The organism is Rhodobacter sp. P2_H5, assembly GCF_056403335.1.
Genome location: NZ_JBFUFS010000029.1, coordinates 1 through 21,946, shown reverse-complemented (window position 1 = coordinate 21,946; position 21,946 = coordinate 1). Strand labels below are relative to the sequence as shown.

Genomic DNA, 21,946 nt, shown 5'->3' with positions numbered 1-21,946 from the left:
CATGAAAATTCTCGTAACCGGAGGGGCCGGCTTCATTGGGTCCGCCGTGGTGCGCCGGGCGATGGCTGCGGGGCATGAGATCGTCAACGTCGATTGCCTGACCTATGCCGCCTGTCTGGACAATGTGGCCGGCGTGGCCGACAGCCCGCGCTATGCGTTTGAACAGGTCAACATCCGCGATCTGCCGGAACTGACGCGCGTCTTCGACCAGCACAAGCCCGATGCCGTGATGCATCTGGCCGCCGAAAGCCATGTGGACCGCTCGATCGACGGGCCGGGGGCTTTCATCGAGACCAACGTCAACGGCACCTTCAACATGCTGCAGGCCGCCCGCGGCTATTGGCAGGCGCAGGGCCGGCCCGACAGCTTTCGTTTCCACCATATCTCGACCGACGAGGTCTTTGGCAGCCTTGGCGCCACCGGCAAGTTCACCGAAGACACGCCTTACGACCCGCGCAGCCCCTATTCCGCCAGCAAGGCCGCCAGCGACTTTCTGGTGCGCGCCTGGCATGAAACCTATAACCTTCCGGTTGTGCTGACCAATTGCTCGAACAACTACGGCCCCTATCACTTCCCCGAAAAACTGATCCCGGTCGCCATCCTGAATGCCCTCGCCGGCAAGCCGATCCCGGTTTACGGCAAAGGCGAGAACGTGCGCGACTGGCTCTTTGTCGAGGACCATGCCGAGGCCCTGCTTCTGGTGCTGGAGAAGGGTGCGCTTGGCCGGTCCTACAACATCGGCGGCGAGAACGAGGCCACCAATATCGACCTCGTCAGAATGCTCTGCGCCATTCTGGACGAGTTGAAGCCCGCCGAACGGTCCTATGCCGACCAGATCACCTTTGTCACCGATCGCCCGGGCCATGACCTGCGCTATGCGATCGACCCGACGCGGATCCGGACCGAACTGGGCTGGCGCCCTTCGGTGACGGTCGAAGAGGGTCTGCGCCGCACGGTGCAATGGTATCTGGACAACGAGGCGTGGTGGCGTCCGCTTCAGGCCCGGCAGGGGGTGGGGCAACGTCTGGGCGTGGAGGGTTGAGCGGGACGATCCCGGGAACGTGCCGGGCGGTGGCGATTTTCGGAACGCCTACAAGTATTTCCGCGTTGTTCCCCGCTCGGCGCGCTGGCGGCTACCGTGTGGATTGGTCTAGGCGGTTTGTGTGTTCGAGCCGCTCTTTTGAGGACAAGCTCTGCCGTCGCAGTAAGGCGACGCATCTTGGCCGGATGTTGACTAGAGCGCAGCGGCTGGCCGTGTGGCTGGAAAAGCCCGCGCCCGCGTTGCGTATTGTCCCGAGTTTCGGCGTTTCTGCCACAAGCCATTCTCTGAAAATACGTCGCATCGGGAGATAGAATGACAGCCTCTGGCAAAAGCCCCAGCTTGCTGGTCTTCGGAAAGACCGGCCAGGTTGCCACCGAACTGGCGCTTCTGGCGCCCGACGCGATCTTTGTGGGCCGCGACGCCGCGGACCTGAGCGACCCTGCGGCCTGCGCCGCCGCGATCCGCCTGCATGCGCCGAAAGCAGTGATCAACGCGGCGGCCTATACCGCGGTGGACAAGGCCGAATCCGACGAGGCGGCCGCCACGGTGGTCAATGGCGATGCGCCCGCGGCGATGGCGCGGGAATGCGCCGCTTTGGGCATTCCCTTCGTGCAGATCTCGACCGATTATGTCTTTGACGGTGAAGGGACGACACCCTTTGCCCCCGACCATCCGACAGCCCCCCTGGGCGCCTATGGCCGCAGCAAGCTCAAGGGCGAAGAGGGCGTGCGCGCGGCGGGCGGTGCCCATGCGATCCTGCGCACCAGCTGGGTCTTTTCGGCGCATGGCAACAATTTCCTGAAAACCATGCTGCGTCTCGGCAGCAGCCGCCCGAAACTGACCGTGGTGGCCGACCAGATCGGCGGCCCGACCCCGGCCCGCGCCATCGCTGCGGCCTGCCTGCGGATCGCCGACGCGCTGGCCTCGGCGCCGGACAAGACCGGGACCTATCATTTCTCTGGCGCGCCCGATGTCAGCTGGGCCGATTTCGCGCGCGAAATCATGGGCCAGGCGGGTTTGGCCTGCGAGATCGAGGATATTCCGACCTCGGCCTATCCCACCCCGGCGCGGCGTCCGGCCAACAGCCGTATGCAATGTGACAGCCTCGCCGCCTTTGGTCTGGAACGCCCGGACTGGAAGGCCGCAGTTTCGGAAGCTTTGAGCGATTTGGGAGCAGTCAAGTGACTCAACGTAAGGGAATTATTCTGGCAGGTGGGTCGGGGACCAGGCTTTATCCGGTCACGCTCGGCGTCTCCAAGCAGCTGATGCCGATCTATGACAAGCCGATGATCTACTACCCGCTCAGCGTGCTGATGCTGTCCGGGGTGCGCGAGATTGCCATCATCACGACACCGCACGACCAGGACCAGTTCAAGCGCGTGCTCGGCGACGGCACGCAATGGGGCGCCTCCTTCACCTATATCACCCAGCCTTCGCCGGACGGGCTGGCCCAGGCCTTCATCCTGGCCGAGGAGTTCCTGGCCGGCGCGCCTTCGGTGCTTGTCCTCGGCGACAACATCTTCTTCGGGCATGGCCTGCCCGAGTTGCTGCGCGAGGCCGGCCGCCAGCCCTCGGGCGCCACGATCTTCGGCTACCGGGTTGCCGATCCCGAACGCTATGGCGTCGTGGCCTATGATGCCGAGGGCCGCGTGACCGAGATCATCGAGAAGCCAGAGATCCCGCCGTCGAACTATGCCGTGACCGGGCTTTACTTTGTCGACGGCACCGCCCCGGCCCGGGCGCGCGCGATCAAGCCCTCGCCGCGTGGCGAGGTCGAGATCGTGGATCTGCTGGAAAGCTACCTCGGCGAGAACACCCTGCAGGTGACGACGATGGGCCGCGGCTATGCCTGGTTTGACACGGGCACCCACAGCAGCCTGCTCGATGCCAGCAACTTCGTGCGCACGCTGCAGATCCGTCAGGGCATGCTCGTCGGAAGCCCGGACGAGGTGGCCTTTCAAAATGGCTGGATCACGCCGGAAGAGTTGGAAGTTGTCGCAAAACCTCTGGCCAAGAACGAATACGGCAAGCATCTTCTGAACCTGGCGCGTGACGCGAACATTTCGAAGAGATGATGGAAGAACTGACCGGTCTCACAGTGGGGATTGTCTCTTGGGATGGCATGCATGACGCTGCGTCCGCAATTGCCGATCCCATTCACGGCGTTGCCGACGACCTTGTCGTCATCTTCTCCAATGCTGCGGAACGTGAAGAGACCGGCGCCGGAACCTGGGTTCAAACCCCGCAGGTGGACTACTTCGGGCGCAAATTCCGCGCCCTCCTCGACAGGGTCAAGCCGGGCCATGCTCTGCTGCTGATCCAGGCCGATGCCTCCTCGGTGGATTGGCCGCGGCTGGTCAGACGCTACATGGCCGTGCGCGACAGCCGGCCAGAGGTCGGCATCTGGTCGCCGGTGATCGACAATTCGGCTTTCCCCAATGGCCTGGTGGCGACCGGCCCCCAGATGGACGGCTTGATCGAGGTCAACCAGACCGATGCCATCGTGCTGGGCCTGCACCCCAAGGTGTTGGAGCGCCTCGGTAGCCTCAACTTTGAGCAGAACAACCTCGGATGGGGCATAGATTGGGCGGCCATCGGTTTTTGTCAAACGAATGGGCTGCCGGTTGTTCGTGATTTGACCGAGACAATCCACCATCCCCGCTCGCGTGGTTACGATTCCACGCAGGCGAGCCAACAAATGGCAGAATTTCTCAAGCAACTCTCTCCTGCCGAAGCGGCCGCCGTTGCGCAGGCAGAGAAGGCGATCTCCGCGAAGGTGATCGAGAGAGACCGTTTGAGCCACACCAATACAAGTTCTTTGAAGGATACCCGACTCATGGAAGATTCAGTATTCAACCCGCAAAGCGATCTGTTTGATAAGGTTGGCTTCCTGATGGTCCAGTCGGGTCGCGTGCTGCTTTCGCCGCGCGACAAGGATCAGACTTTCGCCATACGCCAGAATGGCACCCTGCGCGAGGCCGTCGCCCGTCCGGAAAAGGCAGTTCTTCCGACCATCCTGAATTTCAGGATGTTGCTGGATGGCGAGATCAGCCGCAAGCTGGTCAGTGGCGATCAATGGTCCTGCCCGGGCCAGTCGACCCTGAAAATCCTGGTCGCGCCGAACAGCGAAGCGATCCGGATGGAGTTGACGGACCCGATCGAGCTTGATCCGACCATCGGCGACGTTCAGCTCTGCATGGGGGCCGCCGTCCACCGGGCGAATGTCGATTTGATGGTCAAGTGGCAGGATTCCCTCGACCCTGATCTGAGCAAGGAAACCTGGATCAAGCTGGACACCAAATTCTCCGGAAATGCGGAGCTTGGCGATTACCAGAAGATCAGGGTGCGCATCCCGGAGACGGGCGGCACGCGGATTGTTCAGGTTTTTCTGTGTTTCTGGCGCCGGCGTTTCGACTCGGAACAGCCCTGCGTCATGCTGTGCACGCTGCCCTATCTGGTCAACACCAGCGAGGCCGATGCCTCCTCGATCGTCATGACCTCCGACTATCTGGAGCCGGGGTTCGTCCCCTCCCTCGAAATTCCGATCCTTCCCACGACCGATGCGGTCAAGCTGGTCACCGAAGACCGCGAATATCTTCTGGTCGCGCAGGAAAGCCACGGCGCCCGCCTCGTCAAGACCGGCGCGGTGCTTGAGGCGACGGCGGATGAATATTCGCAACATTCGCTGCATGTGAACGGGCGGGCGACGCGGCTTCTGTGGGTTGGTCCCCAGGCACAGCCGATCAATCTGACCCCCGAGATCATGACGGATCCCGGTACGTTCATCGAATTGCGCGATCCCACGGGGAACGTCATTCATGCCCAGTGGAAGCCCGCGCCGGAAGATACCCCCAGGCCGAATGTCACACGCCATCCCGATGCCTGGCTGATCGACTCGCTCTTGGATGTCGAATTCTACCTGTCCGGCTTTGCCCCCGAAGACCGCCCGGCGGACCCCGCCTCGCATTACCTGTCCGAAGGGTGGTTGCAGGGACGTGACCCTACGCCGTGGTTCTCGACCTGGCATTACCTGTCGRTGCACCGCGACGTCGCCGCCGCCGAAATGAACCCCTTCACGCATTACTGCGCCGCAGGCCGCGCCGAAGCGCGCGCCCTGCCCAAACTGGGTATGCAGAAGGGCGATGTCTATGCCGCCCATGCGCTGGCCGTGGCCCCGGGGCCGGACTTCGAAGAGTTTGACCCGACGATCAGTGTCGGGCGGCGCAAACGGGCGAAGGTGCTTGCCTATTACCTGCCGCAATTCCACGCGGTCGATGTGAACAACACGAACTGGGGCACGGGCTTTACCGAGTGGCGCAACCTGCCGCGCGCCTTGCCACGTTTCATGGGGCATATCCAACCGCGCATCCCGCGCGACCTTGGCTGCTATGACTTGGCCGAAAGCGACGTGATGCGGCGCCAGATCGAGATGGCCAAGGCCGCAGGTCTTTTCGGCTTCTGCTTCTATCACTACTGGTTCGACGGCGAGCGCGTGCTCGACACGCCGATGGAGCGGTTGCTCGCGGATCCCAGCCTCGATTTTCCGTTCTGCCTGATGTGGGCGAACGAGAATTGGACCCGCACCTGGGACGGCTCTGCCAAGGAAATCATTCTCGGCCAGAATTATCGCGAGGAGGATGACATCCCCTTCATCGACGATCTGGCGCGCCACATGAAGGACACCCGCTACATCAGGGTGGGGACGCGGCCGCTTTTCTTCATCTACCGGCCGGGTGAAATCCCCGCGGCGAAAGAGAAGATCGCGTCATGGCGTGAGCTGATGCGCACCCGCCACGGTCTGGACCCGCTGATCCTGATGGCGCAGGGCTTCGGCGACCTCGACCCGCGCAAATACGATCTCGATGGGGCGATCGAGTTCCCGCCCCACAAGATTTGCCAGGATCTGCCTCCGCTCAACACCAAGCTTGATCTCCTCGATCCGGACTACGCGGGTCACATCATCAGCTATGATGACATGACCGAACGGTCCACGAGCGAGACCAGTGCCGAATTCCCCTTGATCCGCACGGTGACCCCGACCTGGGATAACGAAGCGCGCCGCCCCGGGCGCGGCATGATCATCCACGGGTCCACCCCTGACAAGTTCGCCTCCTGGTGCGACACGATGCTGGACTTCGCGCAGGCCAATCCGGTGCATGGCGAGCAGTTCCTTTGCGTGAACGCCTGGAACGAATGGGCCGAGGGTGCCGTTCTTGAACCCGACGTGCACTACGGGGCCGCCTATCTGAATGCGCTTTCCCGGGCGGTGCATAACGTGTCGGAAGAGTCCGACGGTGGCAAGACCAAGATCGTGATCGTCGGCCATGATGCGCATATCAACGGCGCACAGATGCTTGCCTTGAACCTTGGGCAAACCCTGGTATCGCGCTTTGGGGTTTCGGTGACCTACGTCCTGGGCGACGAGGGGCCGCTCCTGCCGCGCTATCGCGCGATCGGGCCTGTCCATGTCTGCAAGATTGGCTCGCCCGAAGCCGAGGCGCTGTTCGGGGGGCTGGCGGATGAAGGCTTCGACCTCGCCATCACCAACACCACGCCGTCCGGCCGGTTTGTCCCGGCCCTGAAGAAGGCGGGCTTCAAAGTTGTGTCGCTGATCCACGAACTGCCCAACGTGCTGAAAAGCTACAATCTTCAGAAAGAGGCCAAACTGATCGCGAAACAGGCGGATCATGTGATCTTTCCGGCCGAAGTGGTGCGCGACGGCTTCATCTCCGTCGCGGGAGACGTCTCGCATGTGGCGGAGGTATTTCCGCAGGGCCTCTACAACACCAGCGTGCTGGAGATTGCCCAGGGCGACAATGACCTGCGGGCGGAACTGGGCCTCGCCCCGAACACCAGGATCGTTCTTGGCGTCGGTTATGCGGATCTGCGCAAGGGCATCGACCGTTTCGTTTCGGCGGGCCTGTCGCTGTGCGCAAGCCATGACGACATCGCCTTCCTCTGGGTCGGCGCTCCGGCGGGTGAGACCATCAACTGGTTCCAACCCGAGATCGACGCCTCCGGCTTCGGCGACCGGATCCGTGTTCTGGGCCACCGCGACGACATCGCCCGCTTCTTCGCGGCCTCCGACGCCTTCTATCTGGCGTCGCGCGAGGACCCCTTCCCCTCGGTCGTGCTGGAGGCGATGGCCTCGGGCCTGCCCGTCATCGGGCACGAGGGCTGCGGCGGCTGTGACGCCCTGATCCGCAAACACGGCGTTTTGCTGCATCCGAGCGCATCCGGCGCGGTCACGGACGCCATTCTCACCGTGCTCAGCGAGCGCAGCCGGAGCGCGGCCGAGGCCCGCAAGGCCGAGATCGCCGAGAAGTACAATTTCGCCGCCTATGTCTTCGGCCTTGTCCAGCGGTTGCGGGAGGACACGCCGACCGTTTCGGCGGTGGTTCCGAACTACAAATACGAGGCCTATATCGGCGCCCGCCTGCGGACGGTCTTTGATCAGAACTATCCCCTGCGCGAAGTCATCGTTCTGGATGATGCCTCGCCGGACAACAGCCTGGCCGAGATCAAGCGCACGGCCAGCGCCGCGGGCCGGGTCATTGACCTTTATGTCAACGTAAAGAACAGCGGCTCGCCCTTCCCGCAATGGCGCAAGGGGGTGGATCTGGCCCAGGGCGAATATGTCTGGATCGGCGAGGCGGATGACCTGGCCGACCCGACCTTCGTCTCGCGCCTGATCGAGCAGATGCAGCTGGCCGGCAGCGTGCTGGGCTTCACCGACAGCAACCAGATCGACGAGAACAGCGATCCCTTGGGCGACAGCTACAAGCCCTACATCAACCAGATCGAACCGGGCGCCTTCGACAAGCCCTTCGACATGGACGGACCGGAGTTCCTGGCCCGCTATCTGGCGATCAAGAACGTCATCCTCAATGTGTCCGGTGTGATCTTCCACCGCGAAACCCTGCTGGATGCTTTCGACGCGGTCGGAGACGAGCTATATACCTATAGCGTGGCGGGGGACTGGCGGCTCTATGCCGAAATCTGCGCCCGCGCCGGCAGCCGCGTCAGCTATTTGCCCGATGCCTTGAACACCCACCGGAGGCACCGCATCAGCGTGACTCATGCCTTGAAAGTGGACAAGCACCTGTCGGAAATCGACACCATGCACCGGCTGGTCGCCTCGCGCGTAAAGCTCAGTGCCGGCCAACTCGAAAGCCAAATCCAGAACTATGAAGATGCAAAGCGGCACCTTGGCGCCTGATCTTCTGACTCCCAATTCAGCTTGGAGGTAACGACCATGAAAGTAGTCTTCAACCCTGCGATCGAGGACATTCTCGCCTCTGAAAAGAAGCGCATTCTGTTTGTTCACGTCGGCCAATGCGGTGGCAAGGCAGCCATGAAGGCGTTGAGCCGCGTCGTCGGTGACGACCATATTATGTTCGAGATGCACGTGCAGGGATCGGATGCAAAGATCAGGCAGGTCGTTGAGAACCACAACGAGGATTTCACCTTCCTGATTGCCAAGCGCGATCCGATTGACCGGTTTGTCGCGTCTTTCAACTGGGACAAGCACAATCTCTTTTTGCGCGATCAGATCCGGGTGGAGCGCAACAAGAAATTCTACCCGGCCTTTCCCACCTGCGAACAACTGGCACTTGGTTTGACCTCGCGCACCGCCGCCATTTCAACCGAGGCGAAGGACTTTGGCCACTTCGCGCATATGGGCATGGGCCAGTCTTTCTATACGCCTGCCGATGTACTGGCGAAGATCCCGCCCGCCAAGCTTCACACGCTCGATGTGGAGTCGATGGAGGCTGACCTGCGCAGTTTCCTCACCATGCTGGGGGTCGAGGTCCCGGCCGATCTGGGACTGGGGGCGGTTGAGGACCTCGACTATCTCGCTGGCTATCCCGACTCGGCCAAGCTTTTCCCGACCAAATTGAACCGTCAGGCTAAAAAGAACCTGACGACTTTTTTGGCAGATGACTTCGAGGTCTATAAACAGCTTGAAAAAGCGAACCTTAAAAATGCTTGATGCGCCTCTACGGCGCAGTGACGCGTCAGCATGTGCTGCGCAAAAAGAAGGGGCGCAGATGTCGAACGAAAGGCCTATTTTCATACTTGGCACCGGGCGGTGCGGATCGACCTATCTCCAGACGAAGCTGTGCGGTGCTTCGGATATATGGATTTGGGGCGAGCATGACGGGATGTTGACCGGCCTGCTGAGTTGGTCGCGCGTGTCAAGAACCAGCGAACCCATGTCAATGTATGGTTTTCCATATGCGAAAAGCGATCCCTACACGACAATGAGCCAAAGCGGAACGCTGGCGGCCTGGTTGTCGCCCTTTGATGCGGACGATCTGGTCGATGTTGAGCGGGAAGTCTGCACCTCCTTGTTCTCGCGGCGCCTTCCCGCGGGAAAGAAACGTTGGGGCTTCAAGGAAATCCGCTACGGAAAGAACTCACGGGTGCCGGAGCGGTTGTTGGAACTTTATCCGGCCGCGAGGTTCATCCATGTCGTTCGGCACCCACGCAAAACCGTGTCGAGCACGATCCGTGCCTGGACGCCCGAGATCTTTGATACGACCATTGACGAAAATTCCCGGCGCGAGCTGATCAAGAAGATGATGTCCGAAGGATTGGGACGTTGGGCCGAGACCACGCTCTACTTTGAGCAATTCCGCGCGCAAAATAGCAGCAGCCTGATGACGGTTCAGATCGAACAAGTGGATCAGCGGCTTTCGGAGATCCTTCAGTTTCTGGAGGCCGACCCGATGGTGAGCCCCATTGAAGTGGCGAGCGAAACGAATCCCGCGCCAGACGATGAGCAGGTTTCTCAGATGATCAACGAAGCGTATTATGACTTTCTGAAGGATGCGCCGTATTTCCCTTATCCGGTCGGTCTCGTAGGATACTCGCTTTAGGTTTCGCTCGCTAGGGTCGCTCCGGGCAGCCGTTCCGGCCTCAACGGGCCGTCTCTCGGCTGCCCGCCGCTCTTTCCTCGGAAGATGCGGTGCTGAGCCGGTATTTCCCTTTGTCAGGGTGCGCACGGCCTCTTGAGACAGGTCGTTGCCGCCCGTCAGCGGCAAGGCCAGAAAATCTCCGAAGGCCGCAGCGCCGCCAAAGATGGAGTGCCGATCAAAGCCGTCGCGGCGCAAGGAATGCATCACGATGACCGCTGATCAGCGGCAATACCAATGCGGCCACGATCATGATCGGCGAGAAGGCCTCGGATTTCATCCTGCGGCCCAACGAGACCCGGCGCTGTTTGGCTGCCGCGCATTAGGCCTCGCTTGCCTCAGGCGCCCCGTGCGGCGGCGTTCTGGTCGATCAGATAGCGCTGGCTCAGGGGAATGGCCGCCGCGCCGAGCGAGCGGGCCTGGGCGCCCACCGAGCCCTCGCGGATCTGGGGCATGGCGACGCCCGACATGTCCAGCCGCATCAGCGCCTGCTGGGTCCGCCGGGTCACCAAGGCGCGGACCGAAGGCGGCATCCAGCCGTCGATTAGCACCGCCTCCAGTTCCAGAAGGGCGGCGGCCGACAGGATCGCTCCGGCCAGCTCTTCCGGCCTCAGCAGGCCGTCTCTCGGCTGCCCGCCGCTCTTTCTGCGGAATATGCGGTGCTGAACGGGTATTTCCCTTGGGTCAGGGTGCGAACGGCCTCCTGAAAGACGGCATTGCTCCCGGTCAGCGGCAAGGCAAGAAACTCGTCAAAGGCCGCAGCACTGGCAAAGATGGCGTGCCGTTCAAAGGCATTGCGACGCAGGTAATGCATCATGATGACCTGCTGCATCTCCTCGGGGTAAAGCTCGTCGGCGTCCTGGTCGTTGGGAAAGTTGTAGCGCAGCGGCAAACGGCGGTGCGGCAGCTTGCCAGTCTCGACTGCGAGGGCGACCGCGATCTGGTCGTCGTATTGGTTGGTCAGGACCGATTCCAGCGCCGGGCGCACGGCGGTCTGCAGGACACCCAGCTGGCGGATCAGATCCGGCGGGGCCGCCACGAAAGCGTGGTTTACATAGAAGGACGGCCCCAAGGCGCCATCGCGTGCCAGCAGATAGGGAACGGTCAGGGGTATCGGGCAGCCCAGGGCCTCTCCCATCCGCTGCCACATTTCCGGCGTGGAAGCCGGCCCCGGAAAGTCGTCGAAGTTGTGGGTGGGCGTCGGGTAATGCGCGATCACGGCGCAGATGGCCGGCGAGGCCACCATCTCGGCAAGGAAATCCTCCGGCAGGGGCCGCAGGAACATCGTGTCGGCGTCACAGATGATCGAGATATCTGCCGAAGCGTCGGTCAAGGCGAACAGTTCTTGCCCATGGGTCAGGCGTGCGGCGTGCTCTTGATCGGCCCACTGGATCTCCACCCGGTTCAGCCAGGGTTGCCAGCGTTCCGGCGTGGGGGAGGGGCCTTCCTTCGAAACGAGGCACAGCACGATCCGGGCGCGGTGGTAAAGGTCGCCCAGGGCATCCAGCGCAAGCCGGAACATCGCCACTTGCGAATAGAACGCATCATTCGGACTGCCCGCAATCAGAAACTCGATCTTCATTCCACGCCTTCGCCGGTCACCCTCGGCCCTGATCATGACTTGCCTGTCACTGGCCCATCCGAGGCAAATCTCATGAAAATCCGCCGCTATGCAAGCCTGATGGGCGGGGAGGGCCCGAAAACGCGGCAAGAGAGGGCGACGGCAACCGGCCCGCGATGGACATCCGCGCGCGGGTTGAGGAGGATACCGGCGAGGATCGGCGGGCCCGCGACCGACCCGCCGTGTTGAGGGGACGACAGGATGCCGGATTACATCGTTGTGGGGGGCGGCTCGGCGGGCTGCGTTTTGGCGAACCGGTTGTCGGCGGACCCGGCGGTGCAGGTTACGCTGCTGGAGGCCGGCGGATGGGACAAGAGCCCCTTCATCGCCATGCCGGCCGGCTATTTCCAGCTGATGAAAAGCGGGCAGGTTGACTGGGGCTATCACACCGAACCGCAGGACCACCTTGCGGGCCGCAAGTTGTTCTGGCCGCGGGCGAGGGTGCTGGGCGGCTGCAGCTGTGTGAATGCGATGGTCTACATCCGCGGCAGCGCCACCGATTACGACCACTGGGCGCAGCTCGGCAACCGGGGCTGGAGCTTTGAGGACTGTCTGCCGCAGTTTCTGCGGGCGGAGAACTGGAACGGGGCGAGCGATGCCTTTCACGGCACCGGCGGACCGCTTTACACCAGTCGTTACGGCATCCGGCATCCGCTGGCGCAGGCCTTCATCGAAGCGGGCAAACAGCTGGGCTATCCGTACCGCGACGATTTCAACCGCGGCGATCTGGAAGGGTTCGGTCCCTGCGACAGCACGCTGAAGACCAATGGCGCGGATGGGGTGCGGTCCAGCACCGCCTTTGCCTATCTTCACCCGGTCAAGAACCGGCCCAATCTGACCATCCTCACCCGGGCCCTCGCGACCCGGATCGTGATCGAGAAGGGGCGGGCGGTCGGCATTGAATACCTGAAAGACGGGCGCATCACCCGCCTGCACGCTGACCGCGAGGTCATCCTGTCGGGCGGTTCGATCAACTCGCCTCAGCTGTTGCAGCTGTCGGGGATCGGGGAGCCCGAGCATCTGCAATCGCTTGGCATCAAGGTGGAGGTGGCTTTGCCGGGGGTGGGGCAGAACCTGCAGGATCATCTGGCTGTCGGCGTGCAGACCCGCTGCACGCAGCCGATCTCGCTGTTGCCCTATGTCAAACCGCTCCGCGCGGCGCTCGCTCTGGGGCGGTACATGTGGGACAAAGGCGGCCCGGGCGCCTATCACGGGATCGAGGCGCTGGCTTTCGTGAAATCCCGCCCCGATGTGACTGCCCCCGACATCCAGTACCATTTCGAGATGATCATGTACCGCGATCATGGCCGCGACATCATCCCCGAGCATGGCTTCACGCCCTATCTGAACCTCTCACGCCCCAAAAGCCGCGGTTGGCTGAAGATCCGGTCGACCAATCCGGGCGAGCATCCGGTGATCCAGCCCAATTACTTCTCTGACCCCGACGACATCCGCGTCTGCCGCGAGGGCATCAGGATCGGGCGCGAGATCGTGGGGCAGAAGGCCTTTGATCCCTTCCGGGGCACGGAATATGCGCCTGGGGCAGCGGTCAGGACCGATGCCGAGATCGACGCCTATTTGCGCCAGAATGTCGAGACGATCTACCACCCGGTCGGCACCTGCAAGATGGGCGCGGATGGCATGGCCGTGGTGGATGACCGGCTGCGGGTCCATGGGGTGGAGGGTTTGCGGGTCGCCGACGCCTCGATCATGCCGACGCTGATCAGCGGCAACACCAATGCGGCCACGATCATGATCGGTGAAAAGGCCTCGGATTTCATCCTGCGGTCCAACGAGACCCGGCGCAGTCTGGCTGCCGCGCATTAGGTTGGGCTTGCCTCAGGCGCCCCGTGCGGCGGCGTTCTGGTCGATCAGATAACGCTGGCTCAGGGGAATGGCCGCCGCGCCGAGCGAGCGGGCCTGGGCGCCCACCGTGCCCTCGCGGATTTGCGGCATGGCGACGCCCGACATGTCCAGCCGCATCAGCGCCTGCTGGGTCCTCCGGGTCACCAAGGCACGGACCGAGGGCGGCATCCACCCGTCGATCAGCACCGCCTCCAGTTCCAGAAGGGCGGCGGCTGACAGGATCGCTCCAGCCAGCCCTTCCGCCGCGACATCGACCCAGCGCCGCAGCAGGCGTTCGGAGACATGCCAGCGGTCCGGGCTTTCCCACAGATGGTCCGAGCTTTCGCCGGCTTCTTCCATCATCTTGGCCAGCACGGCCATCGAGGCGCTGTCAAACAGGCGCCGCATCGTGCCGTCCGGTCCGGGCACCGGCATCGGCCCCACGCCGGCGGCGTTGCCGGTCCGGCCGAGGAAAAGTTGCCCGTTCAGGACAAGGCCGCCGCCGATGAAGGTGCCGAAATAGAAGTAGAGAAAGTCCTTCGGCCGGTCGCCGGTGCCAAAGACCAGCTCTGCCCCGCAGGCTGATGTGCCGTCGTTCTGGACATAGACCGGCAGCCCGGTGACGGCGGCCAGTTCGGCCTGGATGTCGCGGTCGCGCCAGTTGTCCATTTCTTCCTGCGGGGCGTGCAGGGCCTGAACCCAGCTCCACAGTTGAAACGGCATGGCGACGCCGAGGCCGCTGATCCGCTCGCGCTGCGCTTCGGTCAATTGGTTGAGCACGCCGGGCAGGGCCTCGGTCACAAAGCCCACCACGGCGTCGGGGGTGGGATAGCGATAGACCCTTCGGTGGGTGCTGAGAACCTGGCCCAGAAAATCGACGAGAACCAGATCGGTCGAGCGCCGCCCGATCTTCAGCCCCAGAAAGAAGGCCCCCTCCGCCGCCAGCGACATTGGCACCGAGGGCTGGCCGATCTTGCCGCGGATCGGTTCGCCGCGTTGCAAAAGCCCGTCCTGTTCCAGCGCCCGCATGATGACCGAGACGGTCTGCGCCGAAAGCCCGGTCATCCGTGCAATATCCGATTTGGCCAGCGCGCCGTGCTGGCGGACCAGGGAAAGAACCAGCCGCTCGTTATAGGCGCGCATGCCCGACTGGTTGGTGCCGCGCGGCGCAGCAGCCTCCGAAGTCGGTTTCTCGCTGAACGTCTCCTGTTGAACCTGCATCGCCCCGCCGTCGATTGAATCCGCCCGGATCACACCGGGCGTCCGTCTGCCCCGATCACGCCCTTGCGCAGAATGACATTGGCAAAGAAAGCGGATTCGGAGGTTGCCACAATTGTATGGGCCGCGCGGACGCGCGGGTAAAGATCCGAGCCGTGCAGCGCCGTCACCGAATAGCCCGGTGCCAGCCGTGCGCAGGCCGCGTCAAAGCCCAGATGGAACTCTCCCGCCTGCGCGGGGTCGTTGTTGAGCGAGGCCCGCAGAATCGCCTGCGGCACGGCGCGGTCCAGCGGCATCACGGCAAGGATCGCCTCCAGCAGCGCCATGATGCCGTGCCCATCGGCCCGCACCAGACGGCGCGCATGTTCCTGCGCCGGATAGTTGGCATCGACCAACGCAATCTCGTCGCCATGGCCCATCGACCGCAGCGTGTACAAGAGGTCCGGGCCAAGAAGAGCAGGAATACCGATCAGCATCGTCGCCACCGCAGAAATATGAGGGAACCCGCCGACCCGCGGGGTTGCGTGACACTGGACCGGAAGAAACCGTCCTGTCAATAATAAATCACAGTGATTTATTTAACTTGACGTGATGGCTGGAATCATGTTTTCTCCGCCCCATCGTCAGGCTTTGGGAGGCTCAGAGCGGGCGGGAAAGTTTGCAAATGGGGGAAATATCCCCCGATCCTTGGGAGGACTACCAATGAAGTTCAAAGCAGCAGCCCTGATGGGCGCGGCGGCCTTGGCCATGATCGCAGGTTCGGCTTCGGCTGCCGATCTGGCCTGCCTGATCACGAAGAACAACACCAACCCCTTCTTCGTGAAGATGAAGGAAGGCGCCGAAAAGGCCGCCAAGGACGCCGGTCTGGACTTCCAGGCTTATGCTGGCGAAAAGGACGGCGATGCCGGCCCGCAGATCACCGCGATTGAAAACTGCGTTGCCGGTGGCGCCAAGGGTATCCTGATCACGCCCTCGAACGACTCGGTCGGCCCGGCCCTGAAGGACGCCCGCGCTGCCGGCATCCTCGTCATCGCGCTGGACACCCCCCTGGCTGACAAAGACGCCCAGGACATGACCTTTGCGACCGACAACTTCCAGGCTGGTATCCTGATCGGCCAGTGGGCCAAGGCCACGATGGGCGACGCTGCCGCCTCGGCCAAGATCGCGATGCTCGACATCAACAAGGACAACATCTCGGTTGACGTGGCGCGCGACACCGGGTTCCTCAAGGGCTTCGGCATCGAAGTTCCGGACCTGACGATCATGGGCTCCGAAAAGGACGCCCGCGTGGTTGGCCATGAATCGTCGCAAGCTTCGCCCGAGGGTGGTCAGAAGGCGATGGAAACCCTGCTCGCCAAGGACCCCGACATCAACGTCGTCTACACGATCAACGAGCCGGCTGCTGAAGGTGCCTTCCAGGCGCTGAAAGCCGCAGGCAAGACCGCGCTGATCGTCTCGGTCGACGGCGGTTGCCCGGGTGTGGCCAACGTCAAGGCCGGCGTCATCGGCGCCACCTCGCAGCAATACCCGCTGCTGATGGCCTCCAAGGGCATCGAGGCCATCGTGGCCTATGCCAAGGACGGCACCAAGCCGGTCGCTTCCGAAGGTCTGACCTTCTTCAACACCGGTGTGAACCTTGTCACCGACAAGCCCGCAGCCGGCGTGGAGTCGATCGACTCGGCCAAGGGCACCGAGCTCTGCTGGGGCTGAGTTAGGGCAGGGGTCCTGATTTAAATTCATGAAGGGCGGGGGTAGTCTCGCCCTTCTTCATACCGGGCTCTGAAGTCCCGGATGGATCGAACCGAGGGAAGGGCTTCGTAAGCGATGAGCAGTCCAGACACACCAACCAAGACGATTTCCGATTTCGAGGCCAAGCTGGATGCGGCCGACAAGACGGTTGCGCAGTTTGACAAGGACGACAAGACGCCGATCGCCAAGCTGCGCGGCTACTTGCGTGACAATCCGACGATGATCCCGGCCCTGGTGCTGGTGGTGTCGGTTCTGGCCTTCGGCATCGTGGCACCGCGCTTCCTGGGCATGGGCGCCTTGACGACCGTGCTGCAGCAGGTGACGGTCACGGGCTTTGTGGCGCTGGCGCAGACTGTGGTCATCCTGACCGCGGGCATCGACCTTTCGGTCGGCGAGATGCTGGTGCTGTCTTCGCTCATCATGGGCAATCTGGCGGTGAACTGGGGGCTTCCGGCCCCGCTCGCCATCCTGATCGGCATTGCTGCTGGCACGGTGATGGGCCTGTTCAACGGCTTTCTCGTCGCCAAGGTCAAGCTGCCGCCCTTCATCGTGACGCTCGGCACGCTGTCGATCTTCCGGGCGCTGAAGCTGGCCTATTCGCATTCGGAATCGATCCGCAACGTCGATATCGAGGCCAAGGCCAACCTGCTTCTGTTCTTTGGCGAGCGGATGAAGGTGGGTGCTGCCACGATCACCTTCGGGATGATCATGCTGGTCGTTCTGGCTTTCGTGATGTGGTACGTCCTGAACCGCACCGCCTGGGGCCGGCACGTCCATGCCTTGGGTGACGATCCGGATGCGGCGATGCTGTCGGGGATCGCGGTCGACAAGACTCTGATCTCGGTCTACGGCGTGGCCGGTCTGATCTGCGGCTTTGCCTCCTGGGTTGCGGTGGGCCGGGTCGGCACCATCTCTCCCATCGGGTTCGAGACGGTCAACCTCGACTCCATCACCGCTGTGGTGATCGGCGGCACCTCGCTGTTCGGCGGCCGTGGCTCGATCGTCGGCTCGGTTCTGGGGGCGATCATCGTGGGCGTCTTTGTGACCGGCCTCTCGTTGGCAGGTGTGGACAGCTACTGGCAGACCTTTGCCACCGGTTGCCTTGTCATCATCGCCGTGGCCTTGGATCAATATCTGCGGAGGGCTTCAAAGTGACTCATCCTGACGTGACCCCCGTCATCAAGGCGCGTGGCCTGATGAAACGCTACGGCACCGTGGTGGCGATGAACGGCGCGGATTTCGACCTTTACCCGGGGGAGATTCTGGGCGTGATCGGYGACAATGGCGCCGGCAAATCGACCCTGATCAAGGCGCTTTCGGGCGCCGTGACCCCCGACCACGGCACGATCGAGCTGGAGGGCAAGCCGGTTCACTTCCGCTCACCCGACGACGCACGCAACATCGGCATCGAGACGGTCTATCAGAACCTCGCCATGTCGCCGGCCCTGTCGATTGCCGACAACATGTTCCTGGGGCGTGAGTGGCGCAAGCCGGGTTTCCTCGGCAGCGTGCTGCGGATGACCGACCGGGCCCGGATGCGCGAATTCTCTCGCGCCAAATTGTCGGAACTTGGCCTGATGACGATCCAGAACATCGACCAGGCGGTGGAGACGCTTTCGGGCGGCCAGCGTCAGGGCGTGGCGGTGGCGCGGGCTGCGGCCTTCGGCTCGAAGGTGGTGATCCTCGACGAGCCGACGGCGGCACTTGGCGTCAAGGAAAGCCGTCGGGTGCTGGACCTGATCAAGGATGTCCGCTCGCGCGGCATTCCGATCATCCTGATCAGCCACAACATGCCCCATGTGTTCGAGGTCTGCGACCGCGTCCATGTGCACCGTCTGGGCCGCCGGCTTTGCGTGATCGATCCCAAGCGGCATTCGATGTCGGACGCGGTGGCCTATATGACCGGCGCGAAACTGCCCGACGACCTCGACGAGGCGGCATGACACCCGTCGAATTGGCCGCAGAAATCCGCCGCAAGGCGGATGACGTGCAGGGGCGGTTCATCGCCGCCCTTGCCGGCCCGCCCGGAGCGGGCAAGTCCACCCTGGCCGAGGCCGTGGTCGAGGCTTTGGGCCCCGATGCCCGTGTCGTGCCGATGGACGGTTTCCACTTTGACGATGCCATCCTCAACGCCCGTGGCCAGCGCAACCGCAAAGGCGCGCCCGAGACCTTTGACGTGGCCGGCTACCGCCATCTTCTGTCGCGTCTGGTGGATGAGGCTGAGGTGGCGATCCCGGTCTTTGACCGCGCCCTGGAATTGTCGCGCGGTTCGGCCGATCTGGTGACGAAAGACCACCGCATCCTGGTGACCGAGGGCAACTATCTTCTGCTCAACGAGGCGCCCTGGACCGATCTGGCCGATTACTTCGACCTGACTGTGATGATCGACGTGCCGGAGCAGGAGCTGGACCGCCGCCTGCTGGAACGCTGGGACTTTTACGGCAAGACGCCCGAGGCCGCCCGCGCCTGGATCGACGGCAACGACATGCCCAACATCCGCCGCGTGACCCAAGGCTCGCGCCCGGCCGATGTGACGGTGCGCTGGTCCTGATCAGCCCTGCGGTGTAGTGGCCGACCGGCCGCGAGCCCGCTCCAGCCCCAATTGCCTTTCGCGCCAGATGATCAGGATGCCGGCCAGAACCACCAGGGCCCCGCCGCCCAGCATGGTCAGGGTCGGCACCTCGCTGAAGATGAAGAAGCCGATCGCCAGCGAAAAGATCATCGAGGCATAGTCGAAGGGGGCGACCAGCGACGCATCCGCCTCGCGGTAGCTCGCGGTCAGCAGGATCTGCCCGACGCCGCCCAGCAGGCCGCAGGCAATCAGCAAGGCAAATTCCAGCGGCGTGGGCCAGACCCAGCCGAAAGGGATCGTGGCCAGCGACAACAGGGTGGCGGTCATCGAGAAGTAGAAGACGATGGCCGTGGTGGATTCGATCAGCACCAGCTTGCGGACGAACACTTGCGCCAAGGCGGCAAAGACGGCGGAGAACAGCACGACCATCGCGCCGAATGCCTCACGCGAGCCGGCGCTGACGCCGATCGACAGGCGCGGGCTCAGCACGATCAAGACGCCGATCAGGCCGATGGCGACGGCGGTCATCCGGAACAGCCGGACCTCCTCGCCCAGAAACATCGCGGCCAGGATCACCACCATCAGGGGCGAGGCATAGCTGATCGCCGTCACCTCGGGCAGCGGCAGATAGGCCAGCCCGGCAAAGCCCAGACCCATCGCAATCGTCCCCATCAGCCCGCGCCAGATATGGCCCAAGGGCTGCTTGGCGCGAAACCCGGTCGCAAGCTGCCCCTGCCAAGCCAGCCAGACGACGATCACCGGGATCGCCCAGGCCGAGCGGAAGAAGACCACCTCACCCGCTGGTACATGGGCCGCGGTGGCCTTGATCAGCGATTGCATGATGATGAAGACCAGCACCGAGCCGACTTTCAACATGATCCCCACGAGGGGGCGCGAAAAGGGTCTGTCCACGGTATCCGGCATGAGACCTTTGACCATTGCGCTGAAGCGGCTTCAAGCCAATTCCGCCTTGCCGTGACGGGGCATCTGCGCTTCCATGCGGGAAAGGAGACCGCCATGACCCAAGCCCGTCTTGAAGCCCGCATCTCTCAGGGGCGCGGAGAGGTGCCCGCCGATCTGGTCCTCAAAGGCGCGCGTATGCTGGATCTGATCACCGGCGAGCTGGTCGAAACCGATGTGGCGATCTGCGGTGACACGATCGTCGGCGTCTTTGGGAGTTATGAGGGGCGCGAGGTGCTGGATTTCACTGGGAAGATCCTCGTCCCCGGCTTCATCGACACCCATCTGCATATAGAGTCCAGCCTTGTGACGCCCTTCGAGTTCGACCGCTGTGTCACGCCGCATGGCGTGACCACCGCAATCTGCGACCCGCACGAGATTGCCAATGTCTGCGGCATTCCCGGCATCACCTATTTCCTCGACGCCGCGCCGCACCTCTTGATGGACCTGCGGGTCAACCTGTCGTCCTGCGTGCCCTCCTCGCACATGGAGACGACGGGTGCCATTTTGGAAGCCGCCGATATCGTGCCGCTGATGCACCACCCCAAGGTGATCGGTCTGGCCGAGTTCATGAACTACCCCGGCGTCCTGAACCGCGACCCCGGCTGCATGGCGAAGCTTGCGGCCTTCGAAGGTCGCCACATCGACGGCCACGCGCCTTTGCTCCGCGGCAAGGATCTGAACGGCTATATCGCCGCCGGGATCCGCACCGAACATGAGGCGACCAGCTACGACGAGGGTCTGGAAAAGCTGCGCAAGGGGATGCGGGTGCTGATCCGCGAAGGCTCGGTGTCGAAAGACCTGCATGCGCTGGTCGGGCTGCTGACCGAACGGCAGGCGCCCTACCTCTGTTTCTGCACCGATGACCGCAACCCTTTGGACATCGGCGAACATGGCCACCTGGACTATATCATCCGCACGGCAATCGCCCTCGGCGCGCGGCCGCTGGCGGTCTACCGTGCCGCCAGCCTTTCCGCAGCCGAGGCTTTTGGCCTGAAAGACCGCGGGTTGATCGCCCCGGGCAAACGCGCCGACATAGCGGTGATCGACACGCTGGAGAGCTGCCGGGTTCATTCCGTTCTGGCCGGTGGGCGTGTGGTCAGCGAAGCGGCCTTCGCCACTAGGGGCGAGATTGCCCCCGTGGCGCGCCATTCCGTGAAGGCCCGCAAGGTCGAGGGCCACCACTTCCGCACCGGCGGCAACCGCGTTGAGACCTCGGTGATCGGCGTCATCCCGGGCAAGATCATCACCGAGCACCTGATCTACCAGATCCCGCCGGTCGATGGCGACAAGCGCCCCGACATCGCCCGCGATCTGGTGAAGATCGCCGTGCTGGAACGGCATGGGGTGAATGGCAACCTTGCCACAGGTTTCGTGAAGGGCTTTGGCCTCGCACGCGGGGCGATTGCCTCGACCGTCTGCCATGATCACCACAATATCGCGGTGGTGGGGGCCGACTATGACGACATGGCTCTGGCTGCCAACCGGCTGGGAGAGATCGAAGGCGGCTTCGTCGTGGTCGAAGGTGGCGACGTCCTGGCAGAGATCGCCCTGCCGGTGGCGGGCCTGATGAGCCTCGGCAGTTTTGAAGAGGTGCGCGCCGCCCTGGTCAAACTGCGGGCTGCGGCAGCCTCGCTGGGGGTGACGCTGGAGGAGCCCTTCCTGCAGCTGGCCTTCCTCTGCCTGCCGGTCATCCCGCATCTGAAGATCACCGACCACGGCATGGTCGATGTCGACAAATTCGAGGTGATGCCCTGAGCGGGGCAGGGGATTCGGCACCTTGGGAATCGGTTTGACGGTTTGCGGGGGCCGAATCACGTATCAAGGGGTTGGATTCGTTTGAGTTATCCACAGGATTTGGGTTGCGGCCGGGATGTTTGGGTTCCGGCCGTTTTCGTTGGATGAGTCGGTTGGGGGCGAAGCGCTGAAAAAGTCCAAGTTTTACTGGGTCTGACAAGAAATCGTCATGAAGGGTGTTTTTTGTGCTTGCGGGTTTTGTTGTGTTTCCCTAAATACCGCCT

General features: G+C 63.0%; 17 protein-coding genes. 12 read left to right on the top strand and 5 right to left on the bottom strand.

Annotated elements, in window-relative coordinates; translation table 11 throughout:
- Position 1: 1 nt before the first annotated feature.
- The 6 genes from rfbB (at position 2) to AC1DVR_RS22130 (ending at position 9,924) form a co-directional block, all read left to right on the top strand.
- Positions 2–1,042 carry a dTDP-glucose 4,6-dehydratase gene (gene rfbB, locus AC1DVR_RS22155; RefSeq protein ID WP_478002795.1) on the top strand — a complete coding sequence of 347 codons (1,041 nt, stop codon included), beginning with the start codon at positions 2–4 and terminating at the stop codon, positions 1,040–1,042.
- Positions 1,043–1,354: 312 nt separating this feature from the next.
- Positions 1,355–2,227 (top strand): dTDP-4-dehydrorhamnose reductase, encoded by an 873-nt coding sequence (gene rfbD / locus AC1DVR_RS22150; RefSeq protein ID WP_478002794.1) that lies wholly within the window; start codon positions 1,355–1,357, stop codon positions 2,225–2,227.
- A complete protein-coding gene (gene rfbA, locus AC1DVR_RS22145; protein WP_478002793.1) occupies positions 2,224–3,117 on the top strand; it encodes a glucose-1-phosphate thymidylyltransferase RfbA in 894 nt (297 codons plus the stop codon). Before rfbD ends, rfbA begins: the two co-directional genes overlap by 4 nt.
- Entirely contained in the window at positions 3,117–8,261 is a 5,145-nt protein-coding gene (locus AC1DVR_RS22140; RefSeq protein WP_478002792.1) for a glycoside hydrolase family 99-like domain-containing protein, read from the top strand. The genes rfbA and AC1DVR_RS22140 overlap by 1 nt, the downstream gene beginning before the upstream one ends.
- Positions 8,262–8,297: 36 nt before the next feature.
- Entirely contained in the window at positions 8,298–9,035 is a 738-nt protein-coding gene (locus tag AC1DVR_RS22135) for a hypothetical protein (protein ID WP_478002791.1), read from the top strand.
- 58 nt (positions 9,036–9,093) lie between these two features.
- Complete coding sequence (locus AC1DVR_RS22130; protein ID WP_478002790.1) at positions 9,094–9,924, top strand: sulfotransferase; 831 nt, start codon at positions 9,094–9,096, stop codon at positions 9,922–9,924.
- 374 nt (positions 9,925–10,298) lie between these two features.
- Here AC1DVR_RS22130 and AC1DVR_RS22125 read toward each other — a convergent pair whose 3' ends face one another.
- Together AC1DVR_RS22125 and AC1DVR_RS22120 are read right to left on the bottom strand one after the other, a co-directional pair.
- Entirely contained in the window at positions 10,299–10,511 is a 213-nt protein-coding gene (locus tag AC1DVR_RS22125) for a hypothetical protein (RefSeq protein WP_478002789.1), read from the bottom strand.
- A gap of 59 nt (positions 10,512–10,570) precedes the next feature.
- Positions 10,571–11,542, bottom strand: a complete 972-nt coding sequence (locus tag AC1DVR_RS22120) for a hypothetical protein (RefSeq protein WP_478002788.1) — start codon at positions 11,540–11,542, stop codon at positions 10,571–10,573.
- A 240-nt stretch (positions 11,543–11,782) separates the two neighbouring features.
- Between AC1DVR_RS22120 and AC1DVR_RS22115 the strand changes: the two genes are divergently transcribed.
- Complete coding sequence (locus AC1DVR_RS22115; RefSeq protein ID WP_478002787.1) at positions 11,783–13,408, top strand: GMC family oxidoreductase; 1,626 nt, start codon at positions 11,783–11,785, stop codon at positions 13,406–13,408.
- A 12-nt stretch (positions 13,409–13,420) separates the two neighbouring features.
- Here AC1DVR_RS22115 and AC1DVR_RS22110 read toward each other — a convergent pair whose 3' ends face one another.
- Entirely contained in the window at positions 13,421–14,647 is a 1,227-nt protein-coding gene (locus tag AC1DVR_RS22110) for an ROK family transcriptional regulator (RefSeq protein WP_478002786.1), read from the bottom strand.
- 29 nt (positions 14,648–14,676) lie between these two features.
- The gene (locus AC1DVR_RS22105; protein WP_478002785.1) at positions 14,677–15,120 is read right to left on the bottom strand and encodes an RbsD/FucU family protein; all 444 of its coding nucleotides are present in this window, start codon (positions 15,118–15,120) and stop codon (positions 14,677–14,679) included.
- 226 nt (positions 15,121–15,346) lie between these two features.
- Between AC1DVR_RS22105 and AC1DVR_RS22100 the strand changes: the two genes are divergently transcribed.
- The 4 genes from AC1DVR_RS22100 (at position 15,347) to AC1DVR_RS22085 (ending at position 18,944) form a co-directional block, all read left to right on the top strand.
- On the top strand, positions 15,347–16,354 hold the full coding sequence (locus AC1DVR_RS22100; RefSeq protein WP_478002784.1) for a substrate-binding domain-containing protein: 1,008 nt from the start codon (positions 15,347–15,349) through the stop codon (positions 16,352–16,354).
- A gap of 114 nt (positions 16,355–16,468) precedes the next feature.
- Positions 16,469–17,548, top strand: a complete 1,080-nt coding sequence (locus AC1DVR_RS22095; protein ID WP_478002783.1) for an ABC transporter permease — start codon at positions 16,469–16,471, stop codon at positions 17,546–17,548.
- A gap of 41 nt (positions 17,549–17,589) precedes the next feature.
- Positions 17,590–18,336, top strand: coding sequence for an ATP-binding cassette domain-containing protein (locus AC1DVR_RS22090; protein ID WP_478002804.1), 747 nt, complete (start codon positions 17,590–17,592; stop codon positions 18,334–18,336).
- Positions 18,333–18,944 carry a nucleoside triphosphate hydrolase gene (locus tag AC1DVR_RS22085; RefSeq protein WP_478002782.1) on the top strand — a complete coding sequence of 204 codons (612 nt, stop codon included), beginning with the start codon at positions 18,333–18,335 and terminating at the stop codon, positions 18,942–18,944. Before AC1DVR_RS22090 ends, AC1DVR_RS22085 begins: the two co-directional genes overlap by 4 nt.
- Here AC1DVR_RS22085 and AC1DVR_RS22080 read toward each other — a convergent pair whose 3' ends face one another.
- Positions 18,945–19,889: a DMT family transporter gene (locus tag AC1DVR_RS22080; protein ID WP_478002781.1), complete on the bottom strand. Its 945-nt coding sequence runs from the start codon at positions 19,887–19,889 to the stop codon at positions 18,945–18,947.
- Positions 19,890–19,982: 93 nt separating this feature from the next.
- Between AC1DVR_RS22080 and ade the strand changes: the two genes are divergently transcribed.
- Positions 19,983–21,683, top strand: coding sequence for an adenine deaminase (ade, locus tag AC1DVR_RS22075; protein ID WP_478002780.1), 1,701 nt, complete (start codon positions 19,983–19,985; stop codon positions 21,681–21,683).
- The last annotated feature ends 263 nt before the right edge of the window (positions 21,684–21,946 follow it).

Excerpts from the sequence above, each read along its gene's own strand:
- rfbD (WP_478002794.1), top strand. The coding sequence starts at position 1,355 with ATGACAGCCTCTGGCAAAAGCCCCAGCTTGCTGGTCTTCGGAAAGACC.
- AC1DVR_RS22135 (WP_478002791.1), top strand. The coding sequence starts at position 8,298 with ATGAAAGTAGTCTTCAACCCTGCGATCGAGGACATTCTCGCCTCTGAA.
- AC1DVR_RS22095 (WP_478002783.1), top strand. The coding sequence starts at position 16,469 with ATGAGCAGTCCAGACACACCAACCAAGACGATTTCCGATTTCGAGGCC.
- AC1DVR_RS22130 (WP_478002790.1), top strand. The coding sequence starts at position 9,094 with ATGTCGAACGAAAGGCCTATTTTCATACTTGGCACCGGGCGGTGCGGA.
- rfbB (WP_478002795.1), top strand. The coding sequence starts at position 2 with ATGAAAATTCTCGTAACCGGAGGGGCCGGCTTCATTGGGTCCGCCGTG.
- AC1DVR_RS22105 (WP_478002785.1), bottom strand. The coding sequence starts at position 15,120 with ATGCTGATCGGTATTCCTGCTCTTCTTGGCCCGGACCTCTTGTACACG.
- AC1DVR_RS22115 (WP_478002787.1), top strand. The coding sequence starts at position 11,783 with ATGCCGGATTACATCGTTGTGGGGGGCGGCTCGGCGGGCTGCGTTTTG.
- AC1DVR_RS22085 (WP_478002782.1), top strand. The coding sequence starts at position 18,333 with ATGACACCCGTCGAATTGGCCGCAGAAATCCGCCGCAAGGCGGATGAC.
- AC1DVR_RS22080 (WP_478002781.1), bottom strand. The coding sequence starts at position 19,889 with ATGCCGGATACCGTGGACAGACCCTTTTCGCGCCCCCTCGTGGGGATC.
- ade (WP_478002780.1), top strand. The coding sequence starts at position 19,983 with ATGACCCAAGCCCGTCTTGAAGCCCGCATCTCTCAGGGGCGCGGAGAG.
- AC1DVR_RS22100 (WP_478002784.1), top strand. The coding sequence starts at position 15,347 with ATGAAGTTCAAAGCAGCAGCCCTGATGGGCGCGGCGGCCTTGGCCATG.
- AC1DVR_RS22110 (WP_478002786.1), bottom strand. The coding sequence starts at position 14,647 with ATGCAGGTTCAACAGGAGACGTTCAGCGAGAAACCGACTTCGGAGGCT.
- AC1DVR_RS22120 (WP_478002788.1), bottom strand. The coding sequence starts at position 11,542 with ATGAAGATCGAGTTTCTGATTGCGGGCAGTCCGAATGATGCGTTCTAT.